This window comes from Thauera aromatica K172 (assembly GCF_003030465.1).
GTDB classification, from domain to species: Bacteria; Pseudomonadota; Gammaproteobacteria; order Burkholderiales; family Rhodocyclaceae; genus Thauera; species Thauera aromatica.
This window is the reverse complement of the sequence record NZ_CP028339.1, coordinates 354,713-378,164: the sequence shown is the minus strand read 5'-3', so window position 1 is coordinate 378,164 and position 23,452 is coordinate 354,713. Positions and strand designations below refer to the sequence as shown.

At 69.7% G+C, this 23,452-nt stretch carries 24 protein-coding genes; 15 read left to right on the top strand and 9 right to left on the bottom strand.

Annotated features, from left to right (window positions below; genetic code table 11):
* Positions 1–78: 78 nt before the first annotated feature.
* Together Tharo_RS01785 and Tharo_RS01780 are read left to right on the top strand one after the other, a co-directional pair.
* Positions 79–2,073 carry a methyl-accepting chemotaxis protein gene (locus Tharo_RS01785; protein ID WP_107219736.1) on the top strand — a complete coding sequence of 665 codons (1,995 nt, stop codon included), beginning with the start codon at positions 79–81 and terminating at the stop codon, positions 2,071–2,073.
* Between the two features lie 58 nt (positions 2,074–2,131).
* Entirely contained in the window at positions 2,132–2,494 is a 363-nt protein-coding gene (locus tag Tharo_RS01780; RefSeq protein WP_107219735.1) for a flagellar protein FlaG, read from the top strand.
* 151 nt (positions 2,495–2,645) lie between these two features.
* On the opposite strand, the gene fliE is transcribed toward Tharo_RS01780, so the two are convergent.
* Positions 2,646–2,969: a flagellar hook-basal body complex protein FliE gene (gene fliE / locus Tharo_RS01775; RefSeq protein WP_107219734.1), complete on the bottom strand. Its 324-nt coding sequence runs from the start codon at positions 2,967–2,969 to the stop codon at positions 2,646–2,648.
* 222 nt (positions 2,970–3,191) lie between these two features.
* Here fliE and fliF point away from each other — a divergent pair, with 222 nt between their 5' ends.
* From fliF to fliR, 13 genes are all read left to right on the top strand, one after another.
* Positions 3,192–4,859: a flagellar basal-body MS-ring/collar protein FliF gene (gene fliF, locus Tharo_RS01770; protein WP_107219733.1), complete on the top strand. Its 1,668-nt coding sequence runs from the start codon at positions 3,192–3,194 to the stop codon at positions 4,857–4,859.
* Complete coding sequence (fliG, locus tag Tharo_RS01765) at positions 4,852–5,865, top strand: flagellar motor switch protein FliG (protein ID WP_245880974.1); 1,014 nt, start codon at positions 4,852–4,854, stop codon at positions 5,863–5,865. The genes fliF and fliG overlap by 8 nt, the downstream gene beginning before the upstream one ends.
* Entirely contained in the window at positions 5,858–6,607 is a 750-nt protein-coding gene (locus Tharo_RS01760) for a flagellar assembly protein FliH (RefSeq protein WP_107219732.1), read from the top strand. Before fliG ends, Tharo_RS01760 begins: the two co-directional genes overlap by 8 nt.
* Positions 6,600–8,018: a flagellar protein export ATPase FliI gene (gene fliI, locus Tharo_RS01755; protein WP_107219731.1), complete on the top strand. Its 1,419-nt coding sequence runs from the start codon at positions 6,600–6,602 to the stop codon at positions 8,016–8,018. Before Tharo_RS01760 ends, fliI begins: the two co-directional genes overlap by 8 nt.
* Positions 8,015–8,473 (top strand): flagellar export protein FliJ, encoded by a 459-nt coding sequence (fliJ, locus tag Tharo_RS01750; RefSeq protein ID WP_107219730.1) that lies wholly within the window; start codon positions 8,015–8,017, stop codon positions 8,471–8,473. Before fliI ends, fliJ begins: the two co-directional genes overlap by 4 nt.
* Before the next feature lie 105 nt (positions 8,474–8,578).
* Positions 8,579–10,066, top strand: coding sequence for a flagellar hook-length control protein FliK (locus Tharo_RS01745; RefSeq protein ID WP_159051643.1), 1,488 nt, complete (start codon positions 8,579–8,581; stop codon positions 10,064–10,066).
* A 126-nt stretch (positions 10,067–10,192) separates the two neighbouring features.
* Positions 10,193–10,663, top strand: coding sequence for a flagellar basal body-associated protein FliL (gene fliL / locus Tharo_RS01740; RefSeq protein WP_107219728.1), 471 nt, complete (start codon positions 10,193–10,195; stop codon positions 10,661–10,663).
* A gap of 15 nt (positions 10,664–10,678) precedes the next feature.
* A complete protein-coding gene (gene fliM / locus Tharo_RS01735; protein ID WP_107219727.1) occupies positions 10,679–11,713 on the top strand; it encodes a flagellar motor switch protein FliM in 1,035 nt (344 codons plus the stop codon).
* Positions 11,710–12,207, top strand: a complete 498-nt coding sequence (gene fliN / locus Tharo_RS01730; RefSeq protein ID WP_107219726.1) for a flagellar motor switch protein FliN — start codon at positions 11,710–11,712, stop codon at positions 12,205–12,207. The genes fliM and fliN overlap by 4 nt, the downstream gene beginning before the upstream one ends.
* Entirely contained in the window at positions 12,204–12,599 is a 396-nt protein-coding gene (gene fliO, locus Tharo_RS01725) for a flagellar biosynthetic protein FliO (RefSeq protein WP_107219725.1), read from the top strand. Before fliN ends, fliO begins: the two co-directional genes overlap by 4 nt.
* Positions 12,596–13,339: a flagellar type III secretion system pore protein FliP gene (gene fliP / locus Tharo_RS01720; RefSeq protein WP_281257414.1), complete on the top strand. Its 744-nt coding sequence runs from the start codon at positions 12,596–12,598 to the stop codon at positions 13,337–13,339. Before fliO ends, fliP begins: the two co-directional genes overlap by 4 nt.
* A gap of 22 nt (positions 13,340–13,361) precedes the next feature.
* Complete coding sequence (gene fliQ / locus Tharo_RS01715; RefSeq protein ID WP_107219724.1) at positions 13,362–13,631, top strand: flagellar biosynthesis protein FliQ; 270 nt, start codon at positions 13,362–13,364, stop codon at positions 13,629–13,631.
* Between the two features lie 10 nt (positions 13,632–13,641).
* A complete protein-coding gene (gene fliR / locus Tharo_RS01710; RefSeq protein ID WP_107219723.1) occupies positions 13,642–14,436 on the top strand; it encodes a flagellar biosynthetic protein FliR in 795 nt (264 codons plus the stop codon).
* 48 nt (positions 14,437–14,484) lie between these two features.
* Here the strand turns inward: fliR and flgL are convergent, their stop codons facing one another.
* The 8 genes from flgL to flgE form a co-directional block, all read right to left on the bottom strand.
* Positions 14,485–15,705 carry a flagellar hook-associated protein FlgL gene (gene flgL / locus Tharo_RS01705; RefSeq protein WP_107219722.1) on the bottom strand — a complete coding sequence of 407 codons (1,221 nt, stop codon included), beginning with the start codon at positions 15,703–15,705 and terminating at the stop codon, positions 14,485–14,487.
* A gap of 20 nt (positions 15,706–15,725) precedes the next feature.
* Complete coding sequence (flgK, locus tag Tharo_RS01700; protein ID WP_107219721.1) at positions 15,726–17,366, bottom strand: flagellar hook-associated protein FlgK; 1,641 nt, start codon at positions 17,364–17,366, stop codon at positions 15,726–15,728.
* Positions 17,367–17,480: 114 nt separating this feature from the next.
* The gene (gene flgJ / locus Tharo_RS01695) at positions 17,481–18,707 is read right to left on the bottom strand and encodes a flagellar assembly peptidoglycan hydrolase FlgJ (protein WP_107219720.1); all 1,227 of its coding nucleotides are present in this window, start codon (positions 18,705–18,707) and stop codon (positions 17,481–17,483) included.
* Positions 18,707–19,819, bottom strand: a complete 1,113-nt coding sequence (locus Tharo_RS01690; RefSeq protein ID WP_211309647.1) for a flagellar basal body P-ring protein FlgI — start codon at positions 19,817–19,819, stop codon at positions 18,707–18,709. The genes flgJ and Tharo_RS01690 overlap by 1 nt, the downstream gene beginning before the upstream one ends.
* 19 nt (positions 19,820–19,838) lie before the next feature.
* On the bottom strand, positions 19,839–20,531 hold the full coding sequence (locus Tharo_RS01685) for a flagellar basal body L-ring protein FlgH (protein ID WP_107219718.1): 693 nt from the start codon (positions 20,529–20,531) through the stop codon (positions 19,839–19,841).
* Positions 20,531–21,313 carry a flagellar basal-body rod protein FlgG gene (gene flgG, locus Tharo_RS01680; RefSeq protein WP_107219717.1) on the bottom strand — a complete coding sequence of 261 codons (783 nt, stop codon included), beginning with the start codon at positions 21,311–21,313 and terminating at the stop codon, positions 20,531–20,533. Before flgG ends, Tharo_RS01685 begins: the two co-directional genes overlap by 1 nt.
* A 22-nt stretch (positions 21,314–21,335) precedes the next feature.
* A complete protein-coding gene (locus Tharo_RS01675) occupies positions 21,336–22,094 on the bottom strand; it encodes a flagellar basal body rod protein FlgF (RefSeq protein WP_107219716.1) in 759 nt (252 codons plus the stop codon).
* 29 nt (positions 22,095–22,123) lie between these two features.
* Positions 22,124–23,413: a flagellar hook protein FlgE gene (gene flgE, locus Tharo_RS01670; RefSeq protein ID WP_107219715.1), complete on the bottom strand. Its 1,290-nt coding sequence runs from the start codon at positions 23,411–23,413 to the stop codon at positions 22,124–22,126.
* Positions 23,414–23,452: the final 39 nt, after the last annotated feature.

The window sequence follows — 23,452 nt, the reverse complement described above, 5'->3', positions numbered from 1 at the left end:
GGGTTCCGATAGACCACGAACAGCCTCGTCCGGCCCAGGCCGCACGCGGCGCGTTTTGCCACGGAGACCCCGATCGTCATGAACACGCTGCTGCACCGCCTTCCCCTCGTGTACAAGTTCGTCCTCGCCCTCGTGCTGCCCTTGCTGGCGACGGCGTATTTCGGCCTCGCCGGCATCATCGAGCGGATGGACGCGATGCGCGCGGCCACCGGCCCGCAGGCCACCACCGCGCTCGCCCAGCAGGCCACCGCCCTGCTCCACGAGCTGCAGCGCGAACGCGGCTACTCCTCGGGGCATGTCGTCACCAAGGACGGCCGCATCCGCCCCAAGCTCGACGCCCAGCGCGTGCTGGTGGACAAGCAGCGCGAACAATTCACCGTCTTCGTCAATCAGGCCGACCCCGACCTCATCGGCAGCGCGCTGCTCGAGCAGGCGCGCGCGCTGCTGCCCTATTTCGCCGAAACGGTGGGCATGCGCAACGAGATCAACGAGCGCAAGATCAGTTCGTACGACGTCGTGCGCCGCTACACCGAACTCATCAGCGAGCTGATCAAACTGATCGACACCGCCACCGGCTTCGGCAGCACCGACGCCGGCGTGCGCACGCCGGCGGTCTATAACGTGCTGATCCGCCTGAAGGAAACCGCCGGCATCGAGCGCGCGGTGATCACCGCCGCGCTCAACGCCGACACCATCCACGCCGAAGTCTACGAGCGCCTGGCCGCGCTCGAAGCCGACGAACGGACCTATTACAAGATGGTGGAGCTGGTGGGCGAGTCCGCGGTGCGCGAGCGCCTGGCCGAAGCCTATTCCAGCGGCGAGCTGCAGCGCCGCATCAGCGAGATCCGCAGCGCGATCACCCTCCACGGCGACGTCAAGAGCATCGACCCCTTCGAGTGGTTCGACCTCAAGTCGCGCCAGATCGGCCTGGTGAAGGAGATCGAGGACGAAATGACCAACGCCCTCATCGCCCGCGCCGGCGAGATGCACGCCGAAGCACGTGCGGCACTGATCAGCTACCTGGCGGTGGTCGTCCTTTCCGCCGTGCTCGCCAGCATCGCCACGATCCTGATCGCGCGCAGCATCCTCAGTCCGCTCGCGCGCACCCTGCGCGTACTCGGCAGCGACCAGAACAACCTCACCCGCCGCCTCGACGTGCCCGGCAGCGACGAGTTCTCGCGCCTGAACCGCGCCTTCAACGACTCGCTCGCCAGCACCGAGCAGCTCGTTTCCAGCATCCGCCGCACCGCCCAGTCGGTGGGCATCGCCAGCCGCGAGATCGCCCAGGGCAACGACGACCTCGCCAGCCGCACCGAGCAGCAATCCACCGCGCTGGTCGAGATCGCCTCCAGCCTGGAAGAGATCACCGCCACCGTGCGCAACACCGCCGATCACGCCCGCAGCGCACAGGGGGTGTCGTCCGAAGTCGCCGCCCAGGCCGACGAGGCCACCCGGGTATCGACCGCGGCGCGCGCCGCGATGCAGCGCATCCACGAGGCCAACCAGCGCGTGACTTCGATCGTCGCCGCGATCGACAGCATCGCCTTCCAGACCAACCTGCTCGCACTCAACGCCTCGGTCGAGGCCGCCCGCGCCGGCGAACACGGCCGCGGCTTCGCCGTGGTCGCCGCGGAAGTGCGCAAGCTCTCGAGCCGCAGCGCCAACGAAGCCGAGCAGATCCGCAACCTCGTCGCCGACAACGTCGCCAGCATCGACGAAGGGCAGAAGCTGGTCGCCACCACCGGCGAGACGCTGGAAGCGATCGCCGCCCGGGTCAAGCAGATGGCCACCCAGATCGCGGAAATCTCGACCGCCGCCGACGAGCAGTCCGCCGGCATCGGCCAGATCAACCAGGCGGTGTCGCAGCTCGAACAGATGATCCAGCAGAACGCCGCGCTGGTCGAAGAAACCGCCGCCGCCAGCCAGTCGCTCGACGACCAGGTCGCGGACATGAGCGACGAGATCGACCGCTTCAAGGTTTCCGACGAGATCAGCACCCACCACCCCGCCGCTGCGGACACGGAAGCCTACGCCGCGGGACAGAAACTGCTGCTTTCCGGCGCCACGGCCTGAGCACGCCCCCACCCCGCCGCTGCCGTGATTCGATGATCCTTCACCAGGACCCACGACCATGAGTTCACCGCTGATCGACGCCAGCGCTGCCCCTGCGGGGCCCGCCCTGTACGACCTCACTCCGCGCCAGCGCCTGGAACAGGTGATGTCGCGCCTGCCGCCGGCCACCAGCGTGCTGTCCGAAGACAGCGCCGCCGCGCCCAGCCGCGGCGAGCTGATCGAACCGCTGAAGCGGATCAACGAGGTGATGCGCGGCTACGGACTGGAATTCAACCTCGACGAGGACTCCGGGCGCTGGATCACCCGCGTCGTCGACCGCGAATCGGGCGAGCTGCTGCGCCAGATTCCCAGCGAAGAAGTCCTCGCCATCGCCCGCCGGCTGGACCAGAACCAGGGCCTGATCCTGCGCTCCAGCGCCTGACCCGCTGCGGCGCCCGCGCCGATCGGTCCGGGGCATCTCGGCCCGTTCGGCCGCGCGTCCTCATCTCCCTGATCGCGATGAAAAACGCCGACGCCCGTTGCCGGGTGCGTCGGCGGATCGGGCGCAGACAGCGCCGCAGGGGCGGTGCCGCCTACACCTGCATGTTCATGATGTCGCGGTAGGCCGAGACCAGGCGGTTGCGCACCTGCACGCCCATCTGGAACGCGAGGCTGGCTTTTTGCATGTCGACCATCAGGTCGTCGAGCTCGACGCCGGGAGCGCCGGACTGGAAGGCGAGCGCTTTCGCCCCGGCCTGCTGCTGCAGGCGGTTGATGCGGCCGATCGAGGCCGCCAGTTCGTCGGCAAAGCCACCGGCGCCGACGCTGGTGTGCACCGAGGCGGCTTTGGTTCCGCCCGCGGCCTGGGCGGCGAGCGTCTGCAGGGTCTGCAGGGAGGACTGGATCGGGGAGGACATGGGGCGAGTCTAGCAGCGCGGCGGCGCCGCCGATGAGCGCAATTGGCACCGAAAAACCGGGCTGTTCCGCTCTTCTGTCCTGGCAGCGGCCATGATAATGGGCGGTCATCCGAATTCCGCCCTGCGCTCGCCGCCACCGCGACCGCCACCCGAACATGCAAACAAGGCCTCCGATCGATCCGCTCCGCTTCCAGCGCACGACCGCGCCCGGATCTATCCCCCATGAATAACGAAGCCGCAGGCGCCCGCAGCGCGGGGCTGGCGCAGGCGTTCGGCTCGCTGCGCGCCCACCCCATGCTGGCCTTCGCCATCGCCGCCGCAGCCGTGGTAGCAGTGGTTGCGGTAATGCTGATGTGGGCCGGGCGCCCCGAATACCGGGTGCTGTTCAGCAACCTCGGCGAAGCCGACGGCGGGCGCATCATCGCCGCACTCGACCAGCGCGGTGTGCCCTACCGCTTCAGCGAAGGCGGCCAGGCCCTGATGGTGCCGGCCGGCGAAGTCCACGTCCTGCGCCTGCAACTGGCCGAGGAAGGGCTGCCGCGCGCCGGCAACGTCGGCCTCGAAGTGATGGACCAGCAGCGCTTCGGCGCCAGCCAGTTCGCCGAGCAGATCAGCTTCCAGCGCGGCCTCGAAGGCGAGCTGTCGCGCTCGATCGGGGCGATGAGCCCGGTGGCGAGCGCCCGCGTGCACCTGGCGCTGGCGCGCAACTCGGTGTTCGTGCGCGAGCGCGAGCCGGCGAAAGCCTCGGTGGTGGTCGGCCTCCACCCCGGGCGCAGCCTCAACGACGGCCAGGTGCGCGCAATCGTGCATCTGGTGTCGAGCAGCGTGCCCGAGCTGGCGGCGGAGAACGTCACCGTGGTCGGCGACGACGGCCGCCTGCTGAGCACGCCGGCCGCCGGCGCGCGCGACGTGGACAACACCCAGCTCGATTTCGTCGCCGAAATCGAGCGCTCCTTCCAGCACCGCATCGAGAACATCCTCGCACCGCTGTTCGGCGCCGCCAACGTGCGCGCCCAGGTCGTCGCCGAAATCGATTTTTCGCGGCGCGAGGAAACCTCCGAACGCTACGGCCCGAACCAGGCGCCGAACGAGGCCGCGGTGCGCAGCCGCCAGTCCACGCTCGACTACGGCGCCCGCGAAGACCTCGCCGGCGGCGTGCCGGGCGCGCTCAGCAACATTCCGCCCGCCACCCCGCCGTCACCGATCGACGCCCCGGCCGAAGCCGCCGCCGAAGCCGGGCTCGCCCGCGACCCCGAACGGCTGCGGCGCGACGAGGTGGTCAATTTCGAAGTCGACCGCGCCATCGCCCACATCCAGTACCCGCGCGGCCAGCTGCGCCGGCTATCGGCCGCGGTGGTGGTCAATCACCGCGCCGAGACGGACGAGAACGGGGCCCTGCGCAGCGTCGCGCTGAGCGCCGAAGAGCTCGCCCAGGTGGACCGCCTGGTGCGCCAGGCGATCGGCTTTTCGGCGGCGCGCGGCGACCAGGTCGAAGTGGTCAACAGCCCCTTCATGCGCGCCGAGGATGAACCCCTCGCCCTCGACTGGTGGCAGTCGCCGTCCTTCGACAGCCTGATCCTGCCGCTGGTCCGCTACGGCCTCGTCGCGCTCGCCGCCCTGCTGCTCTACCTGCTGATCCTGCGCCCGCTGCTGCGGCGGGCGGCGCCGCCCGCCGCGCCCGCCCCGGCGGCGGCCGCGGCGGAAAGCCAGGCCGCCGCGGCAGCGGCGAAAGCGGAAGAAGAGGAGGAAGAGGTGGTCTACGAGCCGTCCAAGCGCAAGCGCCGGACTTCGGCCTACGAAGCCCACCTCAGCAGCCTGCAGGAAATGGCCCAGGACGACCCCCGCCTGATCGCGATGATCGTGCGCAACTGGATGAATTCAAGTGAGTAACCCGCCGCCCGGACAGTCGATCCCCGGCCTGCGCCGCAGCGCGATCCTGCTGCTGGCGCTCGACGAGGATGTCGCCGCCGAAGTCTTCAAGTTCCTGTCCGCCACCGAAATCCAGCGCGTGACCAAGGAAATGGCCACGCTCGAGCAGGTCTCGCACGAGGAAATGCGCGCCGTGCTCGCCAGCTTCCACGCCGAGACCGAGGAATTCACCGCGCTCAACCTGAACTCCAGCGACCGCATCCGCTCGGTGTTGATGAAGGCGCTCGGCACCGAGCGCGCCACCAGCCTGATCGAGGACATTTTCGAACAGTCCGAATCGTCCTCGGGCATCGATGCGCTGAACCTGATGGAAGCTTCGGTGGTGGCCGACCTGATCCGGGAGGAGCACCCGCAGGTGATCGCCACCGTGCTGATCCACCTCGAACGCCGCCAGGCGGCGCAGGTGCTCGAGCACTTCCCGGAAAAGCAGCGCAACGACGTCATGCTGCGCGTGGCGACTTTCAGCGGGGTGCAGCCGAGCGCGCTGCAGGAGCTCACCGAGGTGCTGTCGGGCCTGCTCGACGGCCAGAACATCAAGCGCAGCAAGATGGGCGGCGTGCGCACCGCGGCCGAGATCCTGAACCTGATGAACTCGGCCACCGAGGAATCGGTGATCGAGACCGTGCGCGCCTACAACGAAGGCCTGGCGCAGAAGATCATCGACGAGATGTTCCTGTTCGAGAACCTGCTCGAACTCGACGACCGCGCAATCCAGCTGATCCTCAAGGACATCGACCCGAACGCGCTGTCGGTCGCGCTCAAGGGCGCGCCGTCGGAGCTGCTCGACAAGTTCATGCGCAACATGTCGCAGCGCGCCGCCGACCTCCTGCGCGAGGACATCGACGCCCGCGGCCCGGTGCGGCTGTCGCAGGTCGAGGCCGAGCAGAAGACGATCCTGCAGGTCGTGCGCCGCCTCGCCGAGAGCGGCGAGATCGTGCTCGGCGGCGGAGACGACGCCTATGTCTGACAAGCGCGGCGCCGGCTCGGCGGCCTGGCATCGCTGGCAGCTCGACGAGTTCGTCGCGCCCGCCACGGCCGCGCCGGGCGGACGCAGCGCACCCCCTTCGGGGCACGAGGCCGTGCTCGCGGCGCGGCGCGAGCGGGTCCGGCGCGATGCCGCCGAAGCCGAGCGCCGCGCCGGATTCGAGGCCGGACGCAGCGCCGGCTTCGAGCAGGGACTGGCCGAAGGCCGCGCCCAGGGGCTGGCCCGGGGTCTCGCCGAAGGCCGCGCCGAGGCCGAGGCCGAACTCGAGCGGCGCTGCCGGGAAACGCTCGAACCCTTGCGCACCCTCGCCTGCGCATTCGGCGAAGCGCTCGGCGAACTCGACCACATGGTCGCCGACGAGCTTGCCGAACTCGCCCTCGCCACCGGCCGCCAGCTCGCCTTCGACGCCCTGCGCACCCGCCCCCAGCAGGTGCTGGAAATCGTCCGCCTGCTGCTCCACAGCGACCCCGCACCCGCGGGACAGCCGCGCCTGTGGCTTAATCCGCAGGACTGCCGCCTGGTCGAGCGCCATCTCGGCAGCGAGCTGCAGGCCGCGGGGTGGACGCTGCAGCCCGACGACGCCCTGCAACGCGGCGATTGCCGCCTGGTCAGCCCGGGCGGCGAACTCGACGCCACCTGGGCGACGCGCTGGAAGGCGGTGAAGGCGCAGCTGCGCCGCCGCCGCCCCGTCGAGGGCGACAGCGAGCACGACGGCCATGACTGAATCGCCCGTTGCGCCGCCGCCCTCGCCCGCCGCCGCCGCCCACGGCGCGCGCTGGCGCGACACCCTGCGCCGCGTGCGCGCCCGCGTCGAGCACTGCCCGCAGGTGCATCGCAGCGGGCGTGTGGTGCGCGCCACCGGGCTGGTGATCGAAGTCATCGGCCTGCGCATCGCGCTCGGCAACGCCTGCCGCATCGAACTCCCGCCCGGCGCCGACGGCAAAGCGCGCACCGCCGCCGCCGAAGTGGTCGGCTTTGCCGGCGAGCGCCTGTTCCTGATGCCGCTTGCCGACACCGTCGGCCTGATGCCCGGCTCCCGCGTGTTTCCGCTCGAAGACGGCAGCGCCGCGCACGATGCGCGCCGCTTTCCGGTCGGCGAGGCGCTCCTCGGGCGGGTCGTCGACGGCAACGGCGAAGCACTCGACGACGGCCCCGCCTTCGACGGCATCGCCCGCGCGCCGCTCGCGGCGCCGCCGCTGAACCCGCTCGCACGTGCGCCGATCGAAGAACCGATCGACGTCGGCATCCGCGCCATCAACGCCTTGCTCAGCGTCGGCCGCGGCCAGCGCATGGGCCTGTTCGCCGGTTCCGGGGTCGGCAAGTCGGTCCTGCTCGGGATGATGGCGCGCTACACCCGCGCCGATGTCATCGTCGTCGGCCTGATCGGCGAACGCGGCCGCGAAGTGCAGGACTTCATCGACAACATCCTCGGCGAAGAGGGCCGGCGCCGCGCCGTGGTCGTGGCCGCGCCGGCCGACACTTCGCCGCTGCAGCGCCTGCAGGGCGCGGCCTATGCGACCCGCATCGCCGAGCATTTTCGCGACGAAGGGCGCGACGTGCTCCTGATCATGGACTCGCTGACACGCTACGCGATGGCCCAGCGCGAGATCGCCCTCGCCATCGGCGAGCCGCCGGCGACCAAGGGTTACCCGCCGTCGGTGTTCGCGAAGCTGCCGGCGCTGGTCGAGCGCGCCGGCAACGGCCGCCGCGGCGCCGGCTCGATCACCGCGTTCTACACCGTGCTCACCGAGGGCGACGACCAGCAGGATCCGATCGCCGACTCGGCGCGCGCGATCCTCGACGGCCACATCGTGCTCGCGCGCTCGCTCGCCGAAGCCGGCCATTACCCGGCGATCGACATCGAAGCCTCGATCAGCCGGGTGATGACCGAGATCGTGCCCCCCGCCCATCTCGCCCGCGCGCGCCGCTTCAAGCAGCTGTTCTCGCGCTACCGGCGCAACCAGGACCTGATCGGGGTCGGCGCCTACACGCCCGGCCACGACCCCCAGCTCGACGAGGCGGTGACGCGCTTTCCCGCGCTCGAAGCCTTCCTCCAGCAAGGCATCGACGACTGCGCCGCGCTCGAAGGCTCGCACCAGGCGCTCGCCGCACTATTCGGAGAATCGGCCGGATGAGCAAGCCGCCCAATACCCTCGACACCCTGCTCGAGCTCGCCCGCAGCGCCTGCGACCGCGCCGGCGACACCCTGCGCCAGGAGCGCCGCGACGCCCAGCAGATCGAGGCGCGCATCGGCGCGCTCGAGCAGTACCGCCAGGAATACCTCGAGCGCCTGCAGCAGGCGATGGCGCGCGGCATCGACCCGGTGCTGGTGGACAATTACCGGCGCTTCCTCGCCTCGCTCGACAGCGCGCTCGACAGCGCCCGCAACGCACTCGCCGCCCAGCATGAAAAAGTGGAGGGCGGCATCCGACACTGGCACAATGCCCGCCGCCGGGTCGCGTCCTACGACACCCTGGCGAGCCGGCGCGTGCTCCAGCAGGCGGTGCTGGAACAGCGCGCCGAACTCCGCGCCAGCGACGAGTTGGTGACCGGACGCCTGGCCCGGCGCCAGGCGCAGCGCGGACGCTGACCCGATGCACGGCATGCGCGCCCCTTTCGGCACCCCTTCCGGCGCCACTTTCGGATTTCGATGCGGGCCGAATGCCCGCGAGCACGGAGCAGGACAACCATGGCGATGATCGATCTTCACACTCTGCTCGGCATGGCCCCCACTCAGGGCGCCAACGGAGCCCCTGCTTCCCTGCTTCCTGGCGCCGGCAGCAGCGACAGCGCAACGCCCGCGACTTTCGCCAGCGCAATGAGCGCAGCGCTCGCCGGCCGCAGCCCGACGCCGCCAAGCGCGCCACCGGCCACAGCGCCATCCATTCCCCCGGCGCCTTTCGCGCCGGGCAGCGCCCCCCAGGACGGCCGGACGGCACTCGCCGCCGCCTTGCAGGCCGCGCTCGGCGCAGTCGCGCCCGGAACCGGGGAGGTCCCTCCCCTGCCCGCGGCGGAAGATCCGCTGGCGGCCGCTTCCCTCCTTCCGGAACCGCCCGTAGACGAAAGCAGCGACGACACGGCAACCGATCTGTCGCAGCTTGCCGCCGCCCTCCCGGCAGCCCCCTCCCTCCCGACAGCCCTGCCCCTCCCGTCCGGGCACGTCTCCCTGCCCCCGCAAGCCACTCCCCCCGCCACGGCGGCAGGCGACAGCCTTCGGCTGGACGCGGCGGAAGCGCTGGCAGCGGCGGCGGCCGCACCGGGACTCCCTGGCGATCCTGCAGCGGCGGTCGCGCCGACCGACCGCGGTGCAGCCGGCGCCGCCATCGCCGCGGCGCTGCCCGGCACGACTCCCGCAACCCGCATCACCACGAACCTCGCCGCTGCCGGCGCCGACAGCGCACCGCCGGGACTGCCCGGCACGGCCCCCGTCGTCGGCGAAACGGCGCCAGCCCGCACAGCGGCCTCCACCGGCAGCGCCCCGGCCGGAACCGTCCTGCCGGCCGCTGCCCTTGCGACCGCAGCGGCCGACGAATCCGCCTCCCGCGCCACCACGCCTGCGGACGGCGGCGCACCCACCATCGCAGCCCCAGCAACGATGGCACTGCCGGCCACCGACGCGCCTTCCCCGGCCCCCGCTCCGTTCGGCTCGATCGCAGCCGAAGCGGTATCGGCTTCCCCGCCGACCGCCGCCCCGGGTGCCTCCGTGGCTGGCGCGGCCCCTGCAGGCCCGTCCGCGGCACCAGCCAGCGCCACCCTCCACCATCTGCCCGGCAGCGCACAGTGGCCGGTCGAACTCGGCCAGCAGCTGCTGGTGCACGGGCGTGACGGCGCGCGCCAGATCGAACTGCGCCTGAGCCCGCCCGAACTCGGCCCGCTGTCGGTCACGCTGTCGATGACCGAGCGCAGCGCCCAGTTGCAGTTCGTCGCCCACCACGTGCAGGTGCGCGACGCGCTCGAACAGGCCCTCCCGCAGCTGCGCGAAGCGCTCGCCAGCCAGGGCATCACGCTCGGTGAAGCCGGAGTCAGCGACCGCCGCGGCGACTCGCAGGGCAGCGCCGGCTTCACCGCCGGCGGCCGCAGCGGCGGTGAAGCGGCGCCGGATGACGGCGGCGAAGCCGGCATCGCGGTGCAAGCCGCCGCCGCGGCACTGCTCGCCGCCGGACGGGTCGACATCCATGTATGAGCGTTCGCCCGCCGCGGCCGGGCAAACCGGGAAGAACGGCGGCTGCAGTGCCCCTGTTCGGGGCATCGCCACGCCCTCCGGCAGGCGATACTGCCGAGTTGATCCAGATATGATCAAGGGAACCCGATGAGTGCAACGAAGTTCGGCTCGAGCAAAATGCTGATGCTCGTGCTGGCCTTGGCGACACTGGCGCTGGCCGGCGCCGGCATGGCCTTGTACGTCCTGATGGGCGCGCGCAGCAGCGAAGCCGCCACCGCGGCCGCGCCCGAGGCGCCGCCGCCACCGATCTTCGTGCGCATCGAACCGTTCACGGTCAATCTTCCCGAAGACAATTACGGGCCGCGCCTGCTCTACACCGGCCTCAGCCTGAAAGTCGCCGACGAGCGCAGCCGCCAGGCCCTGGTCGAGCATATGCCGCAGGTGCGCAGCCGCCTGCTGATGCTGTTCCCGGGGCGCAAGGCCGCGGAGCTGACCGCGCCCGGCGGCAAGGAGGCCTTGCTCGCCGAAATGCGCGCAGTGCTGCAGGCGCCGTTCTCGAGCGTCCACGCCGCCCCGGCCATCGAAGACGTGCTGTTTACCGAATTCATCGTGCAGTAAGCCCGGCCGCCCGCCATGTCACAGGACGATCTGCTGTCGCAGGAAGAGATCGATGCCCTGCTCAAGGGTGTCAGCGGCGACAACGAAGCCACCCCCAGCCCCGCCGCGGCCCGCCTGCGCCGCTACGATCCGGCCACCCAGCACCGTGTGGTGCGCGATCGCCTGCACACGCTCGACATCATCAACGAGCGTTTCGCGCGGCAGTTCCGCATGGGGCTGTTCAACCTCATGCGGCGCACCGTCGACATCACCGTCGATGGCGTACGCTACCTGAGCTACAGCGAGTTCTCGCGCAACGTGCCGGTGCCGGCGAACATCAACATGGTCGCGCTCAAGCCCCTGCGCGGCTCGGCCCTGGTAGTGTTCCCGCCCAGCCTGGTGTTCATGGTGGTCGACAACCTGTTCGGCGGCGACGGACGCTTCCTGGCGAAATCCGAAGGGCGGGAATTCACCAACACCGAGCAGCGCATCATCCAGCGCATCCTGACGCTCGCCATCGAGGCCTACGGCGAAGCCTGGAAGGCGGTCTATCCGCTCGAGATCAGCTATCTGCGCTCGGAGATGCAGTCGCGCTTCGCCAACATCACCAACTCGCCCAACGAGATCGTCGTCAACACCGTATTCAACATCGAGGTCGGCAACCTCTCCAGCAGCTTCAACATCTGCATGCCGTACACGATGATCGCACCGCTGCGCGACCTGCTGACCAACCCGCTCAACGACGCCCGCACCGGCGACGGCAACTGGCGTCAGCGCCTGGCCGGGGAGCTGCGCCATTCGCAGGTCGAGCTGGTGGCCGAATTCGCCACCCTGCCGAGCCACATCGCCCAGGTGCTGGGGCTCAAAGCCGGCGACGTGCTGCCGCTCGAACTGCCCGAAACCATCCTCGCCAAGGTCGACGGCGTGCCGGTGATGGAATGTGAGTACGGTCGCCAGCGCGACCAGCGCGCACTGCGCGTGCGCCGCCTCATCGACCATGTGCCCGACGGCCCGCAGGCCGGCACCCTGGCCGGCCTTGCCGCATCGAAACCGAAGGAAAGCCAAGCATGACTGATCCCTCCCAACCGGACATCAACGACGACTGGGCCGCGGCGTTCGCCGAGCAGGACCAGGGCGCGGCGGCGGCCGGTGCCGACGACGATCCGTGGGCGGCGGCGCTCGCCGAGCAGCAGGCCACGGTGGAGCCCCCTGCCGCGCCCGCGCCGGCAGCGAGCGCACGCAGCGCCGGCGAGGACGTGTTCCGCCCGCTCGCCCAGGGCAGCGCCGGCACCGCGCAGGCGCGCGACCTCGAGATGATCCTCGACATTCCGGTCCATCTGACGGTCGAGCTGGGCCGCGCCCGGATCACGATCAAGCAGCTGCTCGAGCTCGCCCAGGGATCGGTGGTCGAGCTCGAGGGCCTCGCCGGCGAGCCAATGGACATCCTGATCAACGGCTACCTGATCGCCCAGGGTGAAGTGGTGGTGATCGAGGACCGCTACGGCATCCGCATCACCGAGATCATCACTCCTTCCGAGCGCGTGCAGAAACTCAACCAGCGATGAGCGCCAGCCCCGCCGCGTCCGCCGCGCTCGAGGCCGGCGCCGCCGACTCGCTGTTTGGCCTGGCGCTGTTCGGTCGCAGTGCCGCGGCGCTGGCCCTCGTGCTCGTGCTGATCTTCGCCTGCGCCGCGCTGCTGCGCCGCTTCGGCCCGGCGCGGGTCGCCGGCGCCGGCTGCCGGCTGCGCCGCGTCGGTACGCTGGCGCTGGGCGGGCGCGAGCGCGTCGAAGTGGTGGAGGTGGAAGGGCGCTGGCTGGTGCTCGGCGTGGGCGCGGGCGGCGTGCGCCTGCTCGAGCGCATCGAGCCCGCGCCGGCGGCAGCGGCGGCACCGGCCCGGAGCTTCGCCACCGAGTTGCGCGCGCGCACCGGCGCCGGCAACCCGCCGGAGGCGCCGTGAAGCGCTTCGCCGCCGGCGGGCTGCTGGCGCTGACCCTGCTCCTGCCCCTGCCGCTGTTCGCCCAGCAGCTACCCGGCCTCGTCAGCCAGCCGCTGAGCGGCGGCGCCCAGCAGTGGTCGATTCCGCTGCAGACCCTGCTGCTGCTGTCGAGCCTGGCCTTCCTCCCCGCGCTGGTGCTGATGATGACCGGCTTCACCCGCATCGTCATCGTGCTCAGCCTGCTGCGCATGGCGATCGGCACCCAGTCGGCGCCGCCGAACCAGGTCCTGCTCGGGCTGGCGCTGTTCCTGACCCTGTTCGTGATGTCGCCGGTACTGGCCCAGGTCTACGACAGCGCCTGGCAGCCGCTGGCCGCGGGCACGATCGATTTCGGCGAATTCCTGCGCATCGCCCAGGGGCCGTTCCGCGAGTTCATGATGGCGCAGACGCGCGAGCCCGACCTCGCGCTGTTCGCCCGCCTCGCCGGCGCTGGCCCGATGCAGGGGCCGGAGGACGTGCCGCTGCAGGTGATGGTGCCGGCGTTTGTGACCAGCGAGCTGAAGACCGCATTCCAGATCGGGTTCACGATCTTCCTGCCGTTCCTGATCATCGACCTGGTGGTGGCGAGCGTGCTGATGTCGCTGGGCATGATGATGGTGCCGCCGGCGACGATCTCGCTGCCGTTCAAGCTCATGCTGTTCGTGCTGGTCGATGGCTGGCAGCTCATCATCGGCTCGCTGGCGGCGAGCTTCCAGGTCTGAAACGCTCCCAGGAGACACGCCCGTGAACCCGGAAATGGTGATGACCCTGGCGTACAAGGCGATGCAGACCGCGGTCCTGCTGGCGGCGCCGATGCTCCTGATGGCCCTGCTCACCGGCTTGCTGATCAGCCTGTTCCAGGCCGCGACGCAGATCAACGAGATGACCCTGTCGTTCATCCCGAAGATCCTCGCGGTGTTCGCGGTGCTGGTGCTGGCCGGGCCCTGGCTGCTCGAACTGATCACCACCTACACCCGCGAGCTGTTCACCAGCCTGCCGACCCTGGTGCGCTGAGCGCCCGCCGATGTTCACCGTCGACGCGGCCCAGCTCGAGCTCTGGATCACCGCCTTCCTGTGGCCGTTCGCGCGCATCACCGGGTTTCTCGCCGCATCGCCGCTGTGGGGCCACAGCAGCGTGCCGACGCAGGCCAAAATCGGACTCGCCGCCCTGGTATCGGTGCTGGTTGCCCCCACCCTGCCGCCCCTGCCCGCAGGCGGGCCGTTTACCTGGATGGGCGCCGGCATCGTGCTCGAGCAGATCCTGATCGGGGTGGCGATCGGCCTCGTGATGCAGGTCGCCTTCGCCACGGTGCAGGCGGCGGGCGAGTTCATCGGCCTGCAGATGGGCCTGGCCTTCGCCACCTTCTTCTCGCCCGACACCGGCACCAACACGATGATCCTGTCGCGCCTGCTGCACATGGTGACGCTGCTGCTGTTTCTCGCCTTCGACGGCCACCTGGTGGTGCTGGAAATCCTCGCCGCCAGCTTCACCACCCTGCCGGTGGGGTTCGGCGGACTCGAACCGGGCGCCTTCGCCATGCTGGCGCGCTACGGCGCGACGATCTTCGCCAGCGGCCTGCTGCTGGCGCTGCCGCTGGTGGCACCGCTGCTGATCATGAATCTGACGCTGGGCATCCTGAACCGCTCCGCGCCCCAGCTCACCGTGTTCAACATCGGCCTGCCGGCCTCGCTCAGCGTCGGCCTGGTGCTGCTGGCGGTGCTGATGATGGACCTCGGCCGCTTCCTGCAGTCGCACTTCAGCGCCGTGCTCGGCTTCCTGCGCGAACTGCTCGACCTGCTCGCCCCGCTGGCGGGATGAAGCGTCCCCGCCCGCGGGGCGGGAAGGATGCCACCCCGTTCAGCCCCCTTACATGCGGCTGAACAGGGACATCTCCTTCATCGTGGTGAACACTTCGTACGACGCCTGCAGGCCGACCTGGCGCAGGCTGTAGTCGGCAGTGGCCTGCACGTAGTCGAGATCGACCAGGTCGGACAGGGTCTGCTCGTAGTTGAGCATGCGGTTGGCGCCGACCGAATCGACGATGTCGAGCTCGTTCAGGCGCGCACCAGCCGAGGCGCGCACGGTGAGGACATTGTCCTGGGCGTTGGCGAACTCGCGCATCGCCGTGTTCAGGGTGTTGCGCAGCGCAGCCTTGGCCGCCGGGGTGTCGGCGGGCGTTTCGAGCGCGGCGAGGACCTGCTCGAAGCTGCGGAAGATATCGGGATCCATATCCTCTGCAGGGCCGACTTCGAAAACATCGCCGTCCACAGGTTCGCCTGCGAAGACCATGCTCAGCCCGGCGAAGGTGACCGGCTTGCCGCTTTCGAAGGCGATATTTGTGTGATCGGCGAGGGGCCCGCCGGGACCGGACACCGTATAGATCGGTGCACCACCAGCGTCTTGACCAAACGTGATCGTATATTTATCGCGGTGCCCGCTTTCAGCGGCATCGACCACGCTCGGCCCGGTGAAGGTGACGCTGCCGGCATTAGCCTCGCCGGCGCGTGCGAGATGGCCGGCGGTAGCCGGCACGCTGAGGAACACGTTCTCGCCGTTTTCCGCAACCTGCATCAGGCGCGAGGCGTCGATGCGCAGCGCGCGCGCGTTGCTGTCGCCGTTGTATTCGATGTTGCCGTCGCCGTCCTTCTGGAACGGCGGGCTGCCGTCCTTGTAGCCGCCGAACAGGTAGCGGCCGTTGCCGTCGGTGGCGTTGGCCTGGCCGATCATCACTTCGTAGAGGCCGCGCAGCTCGCTCGCCACCGACTGGCGGTCGGCATCGCCCAACGTGTCGCTCGAAGCCTGCACCAGCAGGGTGCGGGCGCGTTCGAGCACGCTGCTGGCACTGTCGAGCACGCTTTCGGTCTGGGCCAGGGCATTGCGGGCGCTGACGCGGGCATCGGCGTACTGCTCGGTGACTGCCTTCGCCTGCGACACACCGACCGCGCGCGAAGCCGCCTGCGGATCGTCCGACGGATTGACCACGCGGCGCCCGCTGGCGATCTGCTGGCCGGTCTTGAGGAAGCCGGCCTGCTGCCGGTTCATGGACGAGACGCTCTGTTCGTAGACGGTGACGGTGCTGATGCGCATGGCGGCGCTCCGGTGGGGAATCAGGCCTTGAGGCCGAGGACGATGTCGAGCACCGTGGTGCCGGTTTCGATGACTTTGGCGTTGGCCTGGTAATACTGCTGATAGCGGATCAGGTTGGCCGCCTCCTCGTCGAGGTTCACTCCCGACTCGGCCTGCTGCAGGCCCTGGAGCTGTTCCCTGAGACCGCTCATGGCCTGGAGGTTGACCTCGACCACATTGGCGCGGTTGCCGACGTCACCCACCATCGCGGCATAGGCCTGGGTGACGCTGGCGCGACCGCCGACGATGCTGGCACTCTGCAGATCCTGCAGCTTCAGGGCGTTGCGGTTGTCGCCACTGCCAGCGGCCTCGCCGGCTGCGATCTGGTCGATGTCCGCGATCGCGACTTCGATGTTGCCGGCGCCGCGGCGCACCGGCTGGATCTCGAAACGGTCGCCGGTCTGCAGGAGGGTGGGATCGTCGAAAGTCAAGGTGATGCCGCCGAAGCTCAGCGTCTTGGCGGCCGCGTCGTACTGCACTTCGGCAGTGTCGAGCGATGCTCCGGTATCGCGGCGCACCACGGTGAAATCGGGCGTCGCGGCGTTGGTGACCCGGATCGTGTAGTCGGTCGCACGCAGCGCCGTGTAATCGCCTTCGACATAGGCGGTGCCGACAATCTCGGCCGTGCCCTTGTTGCGCGCATCGGCATAGGCTTGCGGGGCGCCGAGGGTGAAGAAATCGCCCCCCGCAGCGCTGTTGAGATCGACCCCCGCGACATGCTGCTCGTTGAAGGCGAGCCCCAGGGTCACGGCGAGCTGGCCGAGCTGGTTCTGGGTGCGGTCGAGGGTCTCGCTGCGGAAAGTGAGCACGCCGCCGAGACTGCCGCCGGTGATGACGTCATCGGCGAGTACCGACAGGCCCCCACCGCCATCGCGGTAAGCGACCGTGAGGCGCTGCGGGTCGACCGGCGAGGCCACCGCCTCGAGCCCGTAAGAACGGGTGCCGGCCACCAGCGGCTGGCCGTTGGCGAGGCTGACGTTGTAGGTGGTGCCGTCCTGGACCTCCAGGCGCAGGTCGATGCGCTCGGCGAGCTGCGCCACCATGTGGTCGCGCTGGTTGAGCAGGCTGTTGGGCGCCTCGCCGTTGCGCGCGCGCGCCAGCGCGATCTCGCGGTTGAGCGTGGCGAGCTGTTCGGCGAGGTTGTTGATCTGGAACACTTCGTCGCGGACCATGCCGTCGACGCCTTCCTGCATGTCCTGGAGGTAGCCGTCGAAGCCGCGCAACTGCGCAGTCAGGGTATTGGCCGTGCCGAGCACGCCCTGGCGCGCGGCGGGATCGGAGGGCGCGGCAGCCAGATCCTGGAGTGCGGAAAAAAAGCTCTGCATCAGCGGCGCGAGGCCGGCGTCGCGGTCGGCGAGCAGGTTGTCGATCTGCGCGATCTGGGTCTGATAGGCCTGCAGCGCGTTGACCGAGGACACCGTGCCGTTGAGCTGGGTGGCGACGAACTGGTCGAACTGACGCTCGACGTCGCCGACCTTGACGCCGCCGCTGCCGGTCTCGGCGAAGCTGACCACTTCACGGTTGTAGCCCGGGGTATAGACGTTGCTGACGTTGTTGCTGGTGGCGACGAGGGCGATTTGCGCCGTACGCAGGCCGGTGATGCCGATCGATTGAATGTCCATCGCTGTGTCCCGAAGTCTTGGTTGAAGCTATCGGCCGTGCGCCGGGGTTCTTGAGCCCTTCGCGGCTCCGGCCGCAGCGGCGCCGCCGGGATCGCGCCCGCCGTGCCCGCGCGCTCAACCGTCCGGGAGCGTTCCCGGGCGGAGTGCGGCCAGCGGCGGGCGGAGCGCGGCCAGGCCGCGGCCGCCGCCGATACGGTCGAGGATCGCGCCGAGCTTGTCGGCGTAGGCGGGATCAGTGGCATAGCCGCCCTGCTGCAGCGCGCGCGCCGCGGCATGGGCGTCGGGTGCGCTGCGCACCTCGGCGTAGCGCGGACTGCGTGCGATCAGGCGGGCGTAGTCGGTGAAGGCCTGCTCGTAGGACGGGTAAACGCGGAAACGGGCGGTCTGCACCTGGCGCTTGCCGTCGATGTATTCGTGAGTCCGAACTTCGCTGACCGCCCCCTTCCACTCCGCCCCGGCCTTGATCCCGAACAGGTTGTGGCTGTCGCGACCGTCGGCGGCAGAAATACGGCGCTGCCCCCAGCCGGTTTCGAGCGCTGCCTGGGCGATGATCAGCTCGGCGGGGACGCCGCTGGCGCGGGCGGCGGCGCGGGCCGGCGCGGCGATGCGGCTGACGAACTCGCGCGCATGCTCAGGCAGCGCGGCGAAGGAAGCGGCGGGCGCGGCGGCGGGCGGCATGGAGTCGCGGCCCCACGGCGCAAGAGCCGCCTGCGGCGGCGCCCGATAGCGCGGCGGCTGCGCGGGCGCCGGGTCGATGGCGGGAACGAGGCGTTCGCCGCCGCGCCAGCGCGCGCGATCACCGCTGATCCCGGGGGTGGCACCGGCGCCCGGCTCCGCGCCGGAGGCGGGCGCCGGTGCCTGGAGCGGCGCCCGGGTCGCGCCCGGGACCGGCGCTTGCACGGGAGCCGGAAGCGGTGCCTGGAGGCGGGCGTCGAGCCGCCGCGGCGTGGCCGGAGGCGCGGCGCCGGAGGCGCCGTCGGGGCTGGCGCCGTCGGGGCTGGCGCTGGCCGCGGGCTGCGCGCCGGACGGGCGCTGGGCCTGAAGCTGAGCCTGGAGCTGGGCGCTCAGCATGCGGGCGAGGCCGATGCCGCGCCCGGCAATGTTCTGCGCCTGCTGCTGGTCGAGCAGGGCGGTATAGAACTGGCCGTTGCGCTCGTCGTAGAGACCGGATTCGGGAATCGTCGCCCGCATGCCTTCGAGCATCTTCTGCACGAACAAGGCCTCGAACTGGCGCGCGGCCTCGTCGACGGCCGCGGCCGAATCCTCGCGTGCGGCCCGCTTCAGGCGCTGCAGGCCGTGGACGTCGAGGGCGAGCGAGGCGCGATCGGCGGGCAGGCTCATCAGATCACCTCGAGCTCGGCACGCAGCGCGCCGGCCGCCTTCAGCGCCTCGAGAATCGACATCAGGTCCTGCGCATTGACGCCGAGGGCATTGAGCGCACGCACCACTTCGCCCAGCTCCGCGCCTTCGACCAGGCGCAGGGTGCCGGGCTGCTGTTCGATACTGATCTTGCTGTCGGGCACGACCACGGTCTGCCCGCCGCTCAGCGGGGGCGGCTGCGACACCCGGTTTTCGGTGTCGATGACGATCGACAGGTTGCCGTGGGCCACTGCGGCACGGCCGAGGGTCACGGCGCGGTTCATCACCACCGAGCCGGTGCGCGAGTTGATCACCACCCGCGCCGGCGCATCGCCCGGCGTCACCCGCAGGCTTTCGATGCGGGCGATGAAGCGCACCCGCTCGTCGTCCTCGAGCGGGCCGTCGAGGGCGATGACGCGGCTGTTGCGGGCGGAAGCGACCACCCGCCGGAATTCGATGTTGATGGCGTTGACCACGCGCTGCGCGGTGCCGAAGTCGGCCTCGCGCAGTTCGAGCTCGAGGCGGCCGTCGTCGCCGCCGAGCGCGAGCGCGACCTCGCGCTCGACCGTCGCGCCGCGGGCGATGCGCCCGCTCGCCTGGTGATTGACCTGCACGCTGCTGCCGCCGGCGGCGGCGGCGGCCCCGCCGACCAGCAGGTTGCCTTGGGCAATGGCGTAGATCTCACCATCGACGCCCTTCAGCGGCGTCATCAGCAAGGTGCCGTTGCGCAGGCTGCGGGCATTGCCGATCGAGGACACGACGACGTCGATGCGCTGGCCGGGGCGGGCGAACGGCGGCAGATCGGCGGTGACCATCACCGCGGCGACGTTGCGCAGCTGCATGTTGGTCCCCGACGGTACGGTGACGCCAAGCTGCGACAGCATGTTGGCCAGGCTCTGGGTGGTGAACGGGGCCTGGGTGGTCTGGTCGCCGGTGCTGTCGAGGCCGACGACGAGGCCGTAGCCGACGAGCTGGTTGTCGCGCACGCCGGCGAAGCTGGCCAGTTCGCGGATGGTTTCGGCCTGCGCCGGCAGCGCCCCGATCGATGCGGACAGGCACAGCAGGACCGCCGCGGCGCGGCACAATCGGCGCATCAGCCGGTACCCGGGCCGTTCAGAAAGGAGTGACATTCAGGAAAAACCGCTGCAGCCAGCCCATCGTCTGGGCTTCGTTGATGTAGCCATCACCGGTGTACTCGATGCGGGCGTCGGCGACCTGGGTCGATGCCACGGTGTTCTGGGCGGTGATGGTGCGCGGGTTGACGATGCCGGAGAAGCGGATGAACTCGACGCCCTGGTTGATCGCGATGCGCTTTTCCCCTTGCACGCGCAGGTTGCCGTTGGGTTCGACCTCGGCGACCCAGACCGTGATCTTGCCTTCGAAGGTGTTGTTCGCCTTCGCGCCCCCCTTGCCTTCGAAGTCATTGCTGCCCGACAGCTCGAGACCGAAATCGGAGAGTTTTTTCAGCTTGTCGGGAACCTGCGTCGGGACGAAATCGGCACCGCCCTTGCGGTTGGCGCTGGCGCTGGAGCTCTTGCTCGCGCTGACTTCCTCGTCGAGGACGATGGTGAGGATGTCCCCCGGACGGCGCGGACGGCGATCCTCGAACAGCGGCTGCAAGGCGTGCGCGGACTGGAAGATGGCGCCGTTGGCGGGCGCCGCCACGACCGGCGTGGCGGGGGTGCGCTGGAGATCGCCGACCACCGAAGGGCGCGGCAGCTGGGCACAGGCGCCGAGCGCGAGGGCGGCCAGGAGCGCCGGCAGAACGGTGCGCCGGGGCCGGGCGCGGAGCAACGGCAGCGGCATCACAGCTGGGCGAGGCGGGCCAGCATCTCGTCGCTCGTCTTCACCGCACGGCTGTTGATCTCGTAGGCACGCTGGGTCTCGATCATGTTGACCATTTCCTCGACCACATTGACGTTGGAGACTTCGACGTATTCCTGGAACAGGCGGCCGGCGCCGTTCAGCCCGGGAATGGTGTCGTTGCGCGCGCCCGAAGTCGCGGTTTCGCGGTACAGGTTGCCGCCGACGCTCTCCAGCCCGCTCGGATTGACGAAGGTGGAGACGGTGATCTGGCCGACCTGGTTGGCCTCGATGATGCCGGGCTGGGTCACCGAGACGATGCCGTCCTCGCCGATCGACACCGTCAAGGCGTTTTCCGGGATGAAGATCGCAGGTTCGAGCGGATAGCCGTTGGCCGTGACCATCTGGCCGTTTTCATCGAGCTGGAAGCTGCCGTCGCGGGTGAACGCGGCCGAACCGTCAACCAGACGGACCTGGAAGAAGCCCTGGCCGTTGATCGCCAGGTCGCGCGAGCTGCCGGTGTGCTGCAGGCCGCCCTGGGTGTGCAGGCGCTCGGTGGCCACCGGGCGCACCCCGGTGCCAACCTGCATCCCCGAAGGCAGGCGGTTCTGGACGTCGTTCTGGGCGCCGGGCTGGCGCAGGTTCTGGTAAAGCAGGTCTTCGAACACCGCGCGCGAGCGCTTGAAGCCGTTGGTGCTGACGTTGGCGAGGTTGTTGGCGATGACGTCGAGCTTGACCTGCTGCGATTCGAGGCCGGTCTTGGCCGTCCACAAGGATTTGATCATGGTGAGTGCTCCTGTTCTGTCCTCAGCCCTGCAGGGACAGCAGGCTGTTCGCGCGTTGGGCGTTTTCGTCGGCGGTGCCGATGACTTTCATCTGCATCTCGTAGCGGCGGGCGAGATCGATCATCGACACCATGGTTTCGACCGCGGAGACGTTGCTGCCTTCGAGCGCGCCGCTGGTGACCCGCATCGTCTCGCTCGCGGGCAGCGGGACGATGTTGCCCTCGGCCCCCGGTGGCGGGCGGAACAGGCCGTCGTCGCCGCGCTGCAGGCCGGCGGCGCGGCCATCGACGAGCTTGATGCGCCCGACCGCGACCAGCGCCTTGGCGTTTTCGCCAACCCCGATCACGCTCACCGTGCCGTCGCTGCCGATGAAGGTGTCGGCCCCCGGCGGCACCATCAGCGGCCCGCCTTCGCCGGCCACCGGGCGGCCGTTGCTGGTCAGCATGCCCGCGCCGTCGAGCTGGAGGTCGCCGCGGCGGGTGTAGGCCTCGCCGCCGTCGGCGGCCTGCACCGCGATCCAGCCTTCGCCTTCGAGGGCGATGTCGAGGGCGCGCCCGGTGCGGGTGATCGGCCCGGCGCGGAAGTCCGCGCCCGGCGTCGACGCCACCGTGGACACCCGCGTCGGCAGCGTGCCGACGCCTTCGACCGGCACCGCGCGGGCGGCGTGGAGCTGGGCGCGGAAACCGCTGGTCGACACGTTGGCGAGGTTGTGGCTGACCACTTCCTGCTGCGCCATCGTCTGGCTGGCGCCGCTCATCGCGGTGTAGAGGATTCTGTCCATGGCGTGCGCCCGGCCCCGTCGCGTGCGCGTCAGCGCAGGTTGATCGAAGTCTGCAGGAGTTCGTCCTGCGTCTTGATCGTCTGCGAGTTGGCCTGGTAGGCGCGCTGGGTGACGATCATGTCGACGAGCTGCTTGGCGAGATCGACGTTGGACGTCTCCACCGCACCGGCCTGGAGGGCGCCGAGCGAGCCGGAACCGGCGATGCCGACGAGCTCGCTGCCGGCACTCACCGTGGGCTGCCACATATTGTCGCCGATCGGCGACAGGCCTTCGGCGTTGCGGAAACTCGCCAGCACGATCTGCCCGGCGGAGGCCGAGCGTTCGTTCGAGTATTTGCGCATCACCGTGCCGTCGGCCTCGATCGAAAGGCCGACCAGCGTACCTGAAGTGTAACCGTCCTGGGTCAGCGCATTCTGCGTCGAGGTGTTGGAGAACTGGGTGGAGCCGTCGAGGACGAACTCGAAGCTCAGCGGGCTGGGTTCACCACCCAGTTCGGCAGTGCTGAAGTCGATCGTGACCCTGTCGTCGGCAGTGCCTGCGGCGGAGGCATGGGTGATATCTACAAGCTTGCCGCTGCTGTCGAACGCGAGGGTGAAGTCGTTAGCTGCTTTATAGAAACCGTCGATCGCCACCTTGGCCGACCATGCATTGGCTCCCGTTTTTTCATAATAGACGGTGACGTTGCGTGCCGTGCCGAGCGAATCGAATACGGTGAAGCTGTTCGAATAGTGGTAATTGATGTCGACCGGCGAGCCTGCCGGGTCCGCCGCATCGTCGAACACCCGCGCCTGGCTCAGCAGATCGGCATTGCTTTCATCGATGCGCGCGTCGAGGTTGTAGGTTGCACTGACATTCGTCGTCGCCGCCGCCGGCATGTCGTCCGGATAGATCTGGAGCGCTACCGGCGAGCCGCCGGTGGCCGGCTCGGAAAACGCGTCGTTCGGGTCGTTGAGCCCGTAGCCCATGATCTTCGCACCCTGCGAATTGACCAGGTAGCCGTCGGCGGTCATCTGCAGCTGGCCGTTGCGCGAGTAACCAATTTCACCGCTGGAGAGCTGGAAGCGGAAGAAGCCGTCACCGGCGATGGCGACGTCCAGCCCGCGGCCGGTGGTTTCGAGGTTGCCGGTCTTGAAATCCTGCACCGTCGTTCCGACCTGGGTCCCCAGGCCGATCTTGCTGCCGGCGCCGGCGAAAATGTCGGCGAAGGTGATCGAGCTCGACTTGAAGCCCACCGTCTGGGTGTTGGCGATGTTGTTGCCGAGCACGTCCAGCTTGGCCGATGCGGCATTCAAGCCGCTGAGAGCCTGCGAAAATCCCATTTATCGCTCCTCGATGCGGAGAACCGGCCGGCCATCCAT

What these genes read in the sequence shown, in the direction of transcription:
- Tharo_RS01785 (WP_107219736.1), top strand. Translation starts at nt 79, where the DNA reads ATGAACACGCTGCTGCACCGCCTTCCCCTCGTGTACAAGTTCGTCCTC.
- Tharo_RS01780 (WP_107219735.1), top strand. Translation starts at nt 2,132, where the DNA reads ATGAGTTCACCGCTGATCGACGCCAGCGCTGCCCCTGCGGGGCCCGCC.
- fliE (WP_107219734.1), bottom strand. Translation starts at nt 2,969, where the DNA reads ATGTCCTCCCCGATCCAGTCCTCCCTGCAGACCCTGCAGACGCTCGCC.
- fliF (WP_107219733.1), top strand. Translation starts at nt 3,192, where the DNA reads ATGAATAACGAAGCCGCAGGCGCCCGCAGCGCGGGGCTGGCGCAGGCG.
- Tharo_RS01760 (WP_107219732.1), top strand. Translation starts at nt 5,858, where the DNA reads ATGTCTGACAAGCGCGGCGCCGGCTCGGCGGCCTGGCATCGCTGGCAG.
- fliI (WP_107219731.1), top strand. Translation starts at nt 6,600, where the DNA reads ATGACTGAATCGCCCGTTGCGCCGCCGCCCTCGCCCGCCGCCGCCGCC.
- fliJ (WP_107219730.1), top strand. Translation starts at nt 8,015, where the DNA reads ATGAGCAAGCCGCCCAATACCCTCGACACCCTGCTCGAGCTCGCCCGC.
- Tharo_RS01745 (WP_159051643.1), top strand. Translation starts at nt 8,579, where the DNA reads ATGATCGATCTTCACACTCTGCTCGGCATGGCCCCCACTCAGGGCGCC.
- fliL (WP_107219728.1), top strand. Translation starts at nt 10,193, where the DNA reads ATGAGTGCAACGAAGTTCGGCTCGAGCAAAATGCTGATGCTCGTGCTG.
- fliM (WP_107219727.1), top strand. Translation starts at nt 10,679, where the DNA reads ATGTCACAGGACGATCTGCTGTCGCAGGAAGAGATCGATGCCCTGCTC.
- fliN (WP_107219726.1), top strand. Translation starts at nt 11,710, where the DNA reads ATGACTGATCCCTCCCAACCGGACATCAACGACGACTGGGCCGCGGCG.
- fliO (WP_107219725.1), top strand. Translation starts at nt 12,204, where the DNA reads ATGAGCGCCAGCCCCGCCGCGTCCGCCGCGCTCGAGGCCGGCGCCGCC.
- fliR (WP_107219723.1), top strand. Translation starts at nt 13,642, where the DNA reads ATGTTCACCGTCGACGCGGCCCAGCTCGAGCTCTGGATCACCGCCTTC.
- flgL (WP_107219722.1), bottom strand. Translation starts at nt 15,705, where the DNA reads ATGCGCATCAGCACCGTCACCGTCTACGAACAGAGCGTCTCGTCCATG.
- flgK (WP_107219721.1), bottom strand. Translation starts at nt 17,366, where the DNA reads ATGGACATTCAATCGATCGGCATCACCGGCCTGCGTACGGCGCAAATC.
- flgJ (WP_107219720.1), bottom strand. Translation starts at nt 18,707, where the DNA reads ATGAGCCTGCCCGCCGATCGCGCCTCGCTCGCCCTCGACGTCCACGGC.
- Tharo_RS01690 (WP_211309647.1), bottom strand. Translation starts at nt 19,819, where the DNA reads ATGCGCCGATTGTGCCGCGCCGCGGCGGTCCTGCTGTGCCTGTCCGCA.
- Tharo_RS01685 (WP_107219718.1), bottom strand. Translation starts at nt 20,531, where the DNA reads ATGCCGCTGCCGTTGCTCCGCGCCCGGCCCCGGCGCACCGTTCTGCCG.
- flgG (WP_107219717.1), bottom strand. Translation starts at nt 21,313, where the DNA reads ATGATCAAATCCTTGTGGACGGCCAAGACCGGCCTCGAATCGCAGCAG.
- Tharo_RS01675 (WP_107219716.1), bottom strand. Translation starts at nt 22,094, where the DNA reads ATGGACAGAATCCTCTACACCGCGATGAGCGGCGCCAGCCAGACGATG.
- flgE (WP_107219715.1), bottom strand. Translation starts at nt 23,413, where the DNA reads ATGGGATTTTCGCAGGCTCTCAGCGGCTTGAATGCCGCATCGGCCAAG.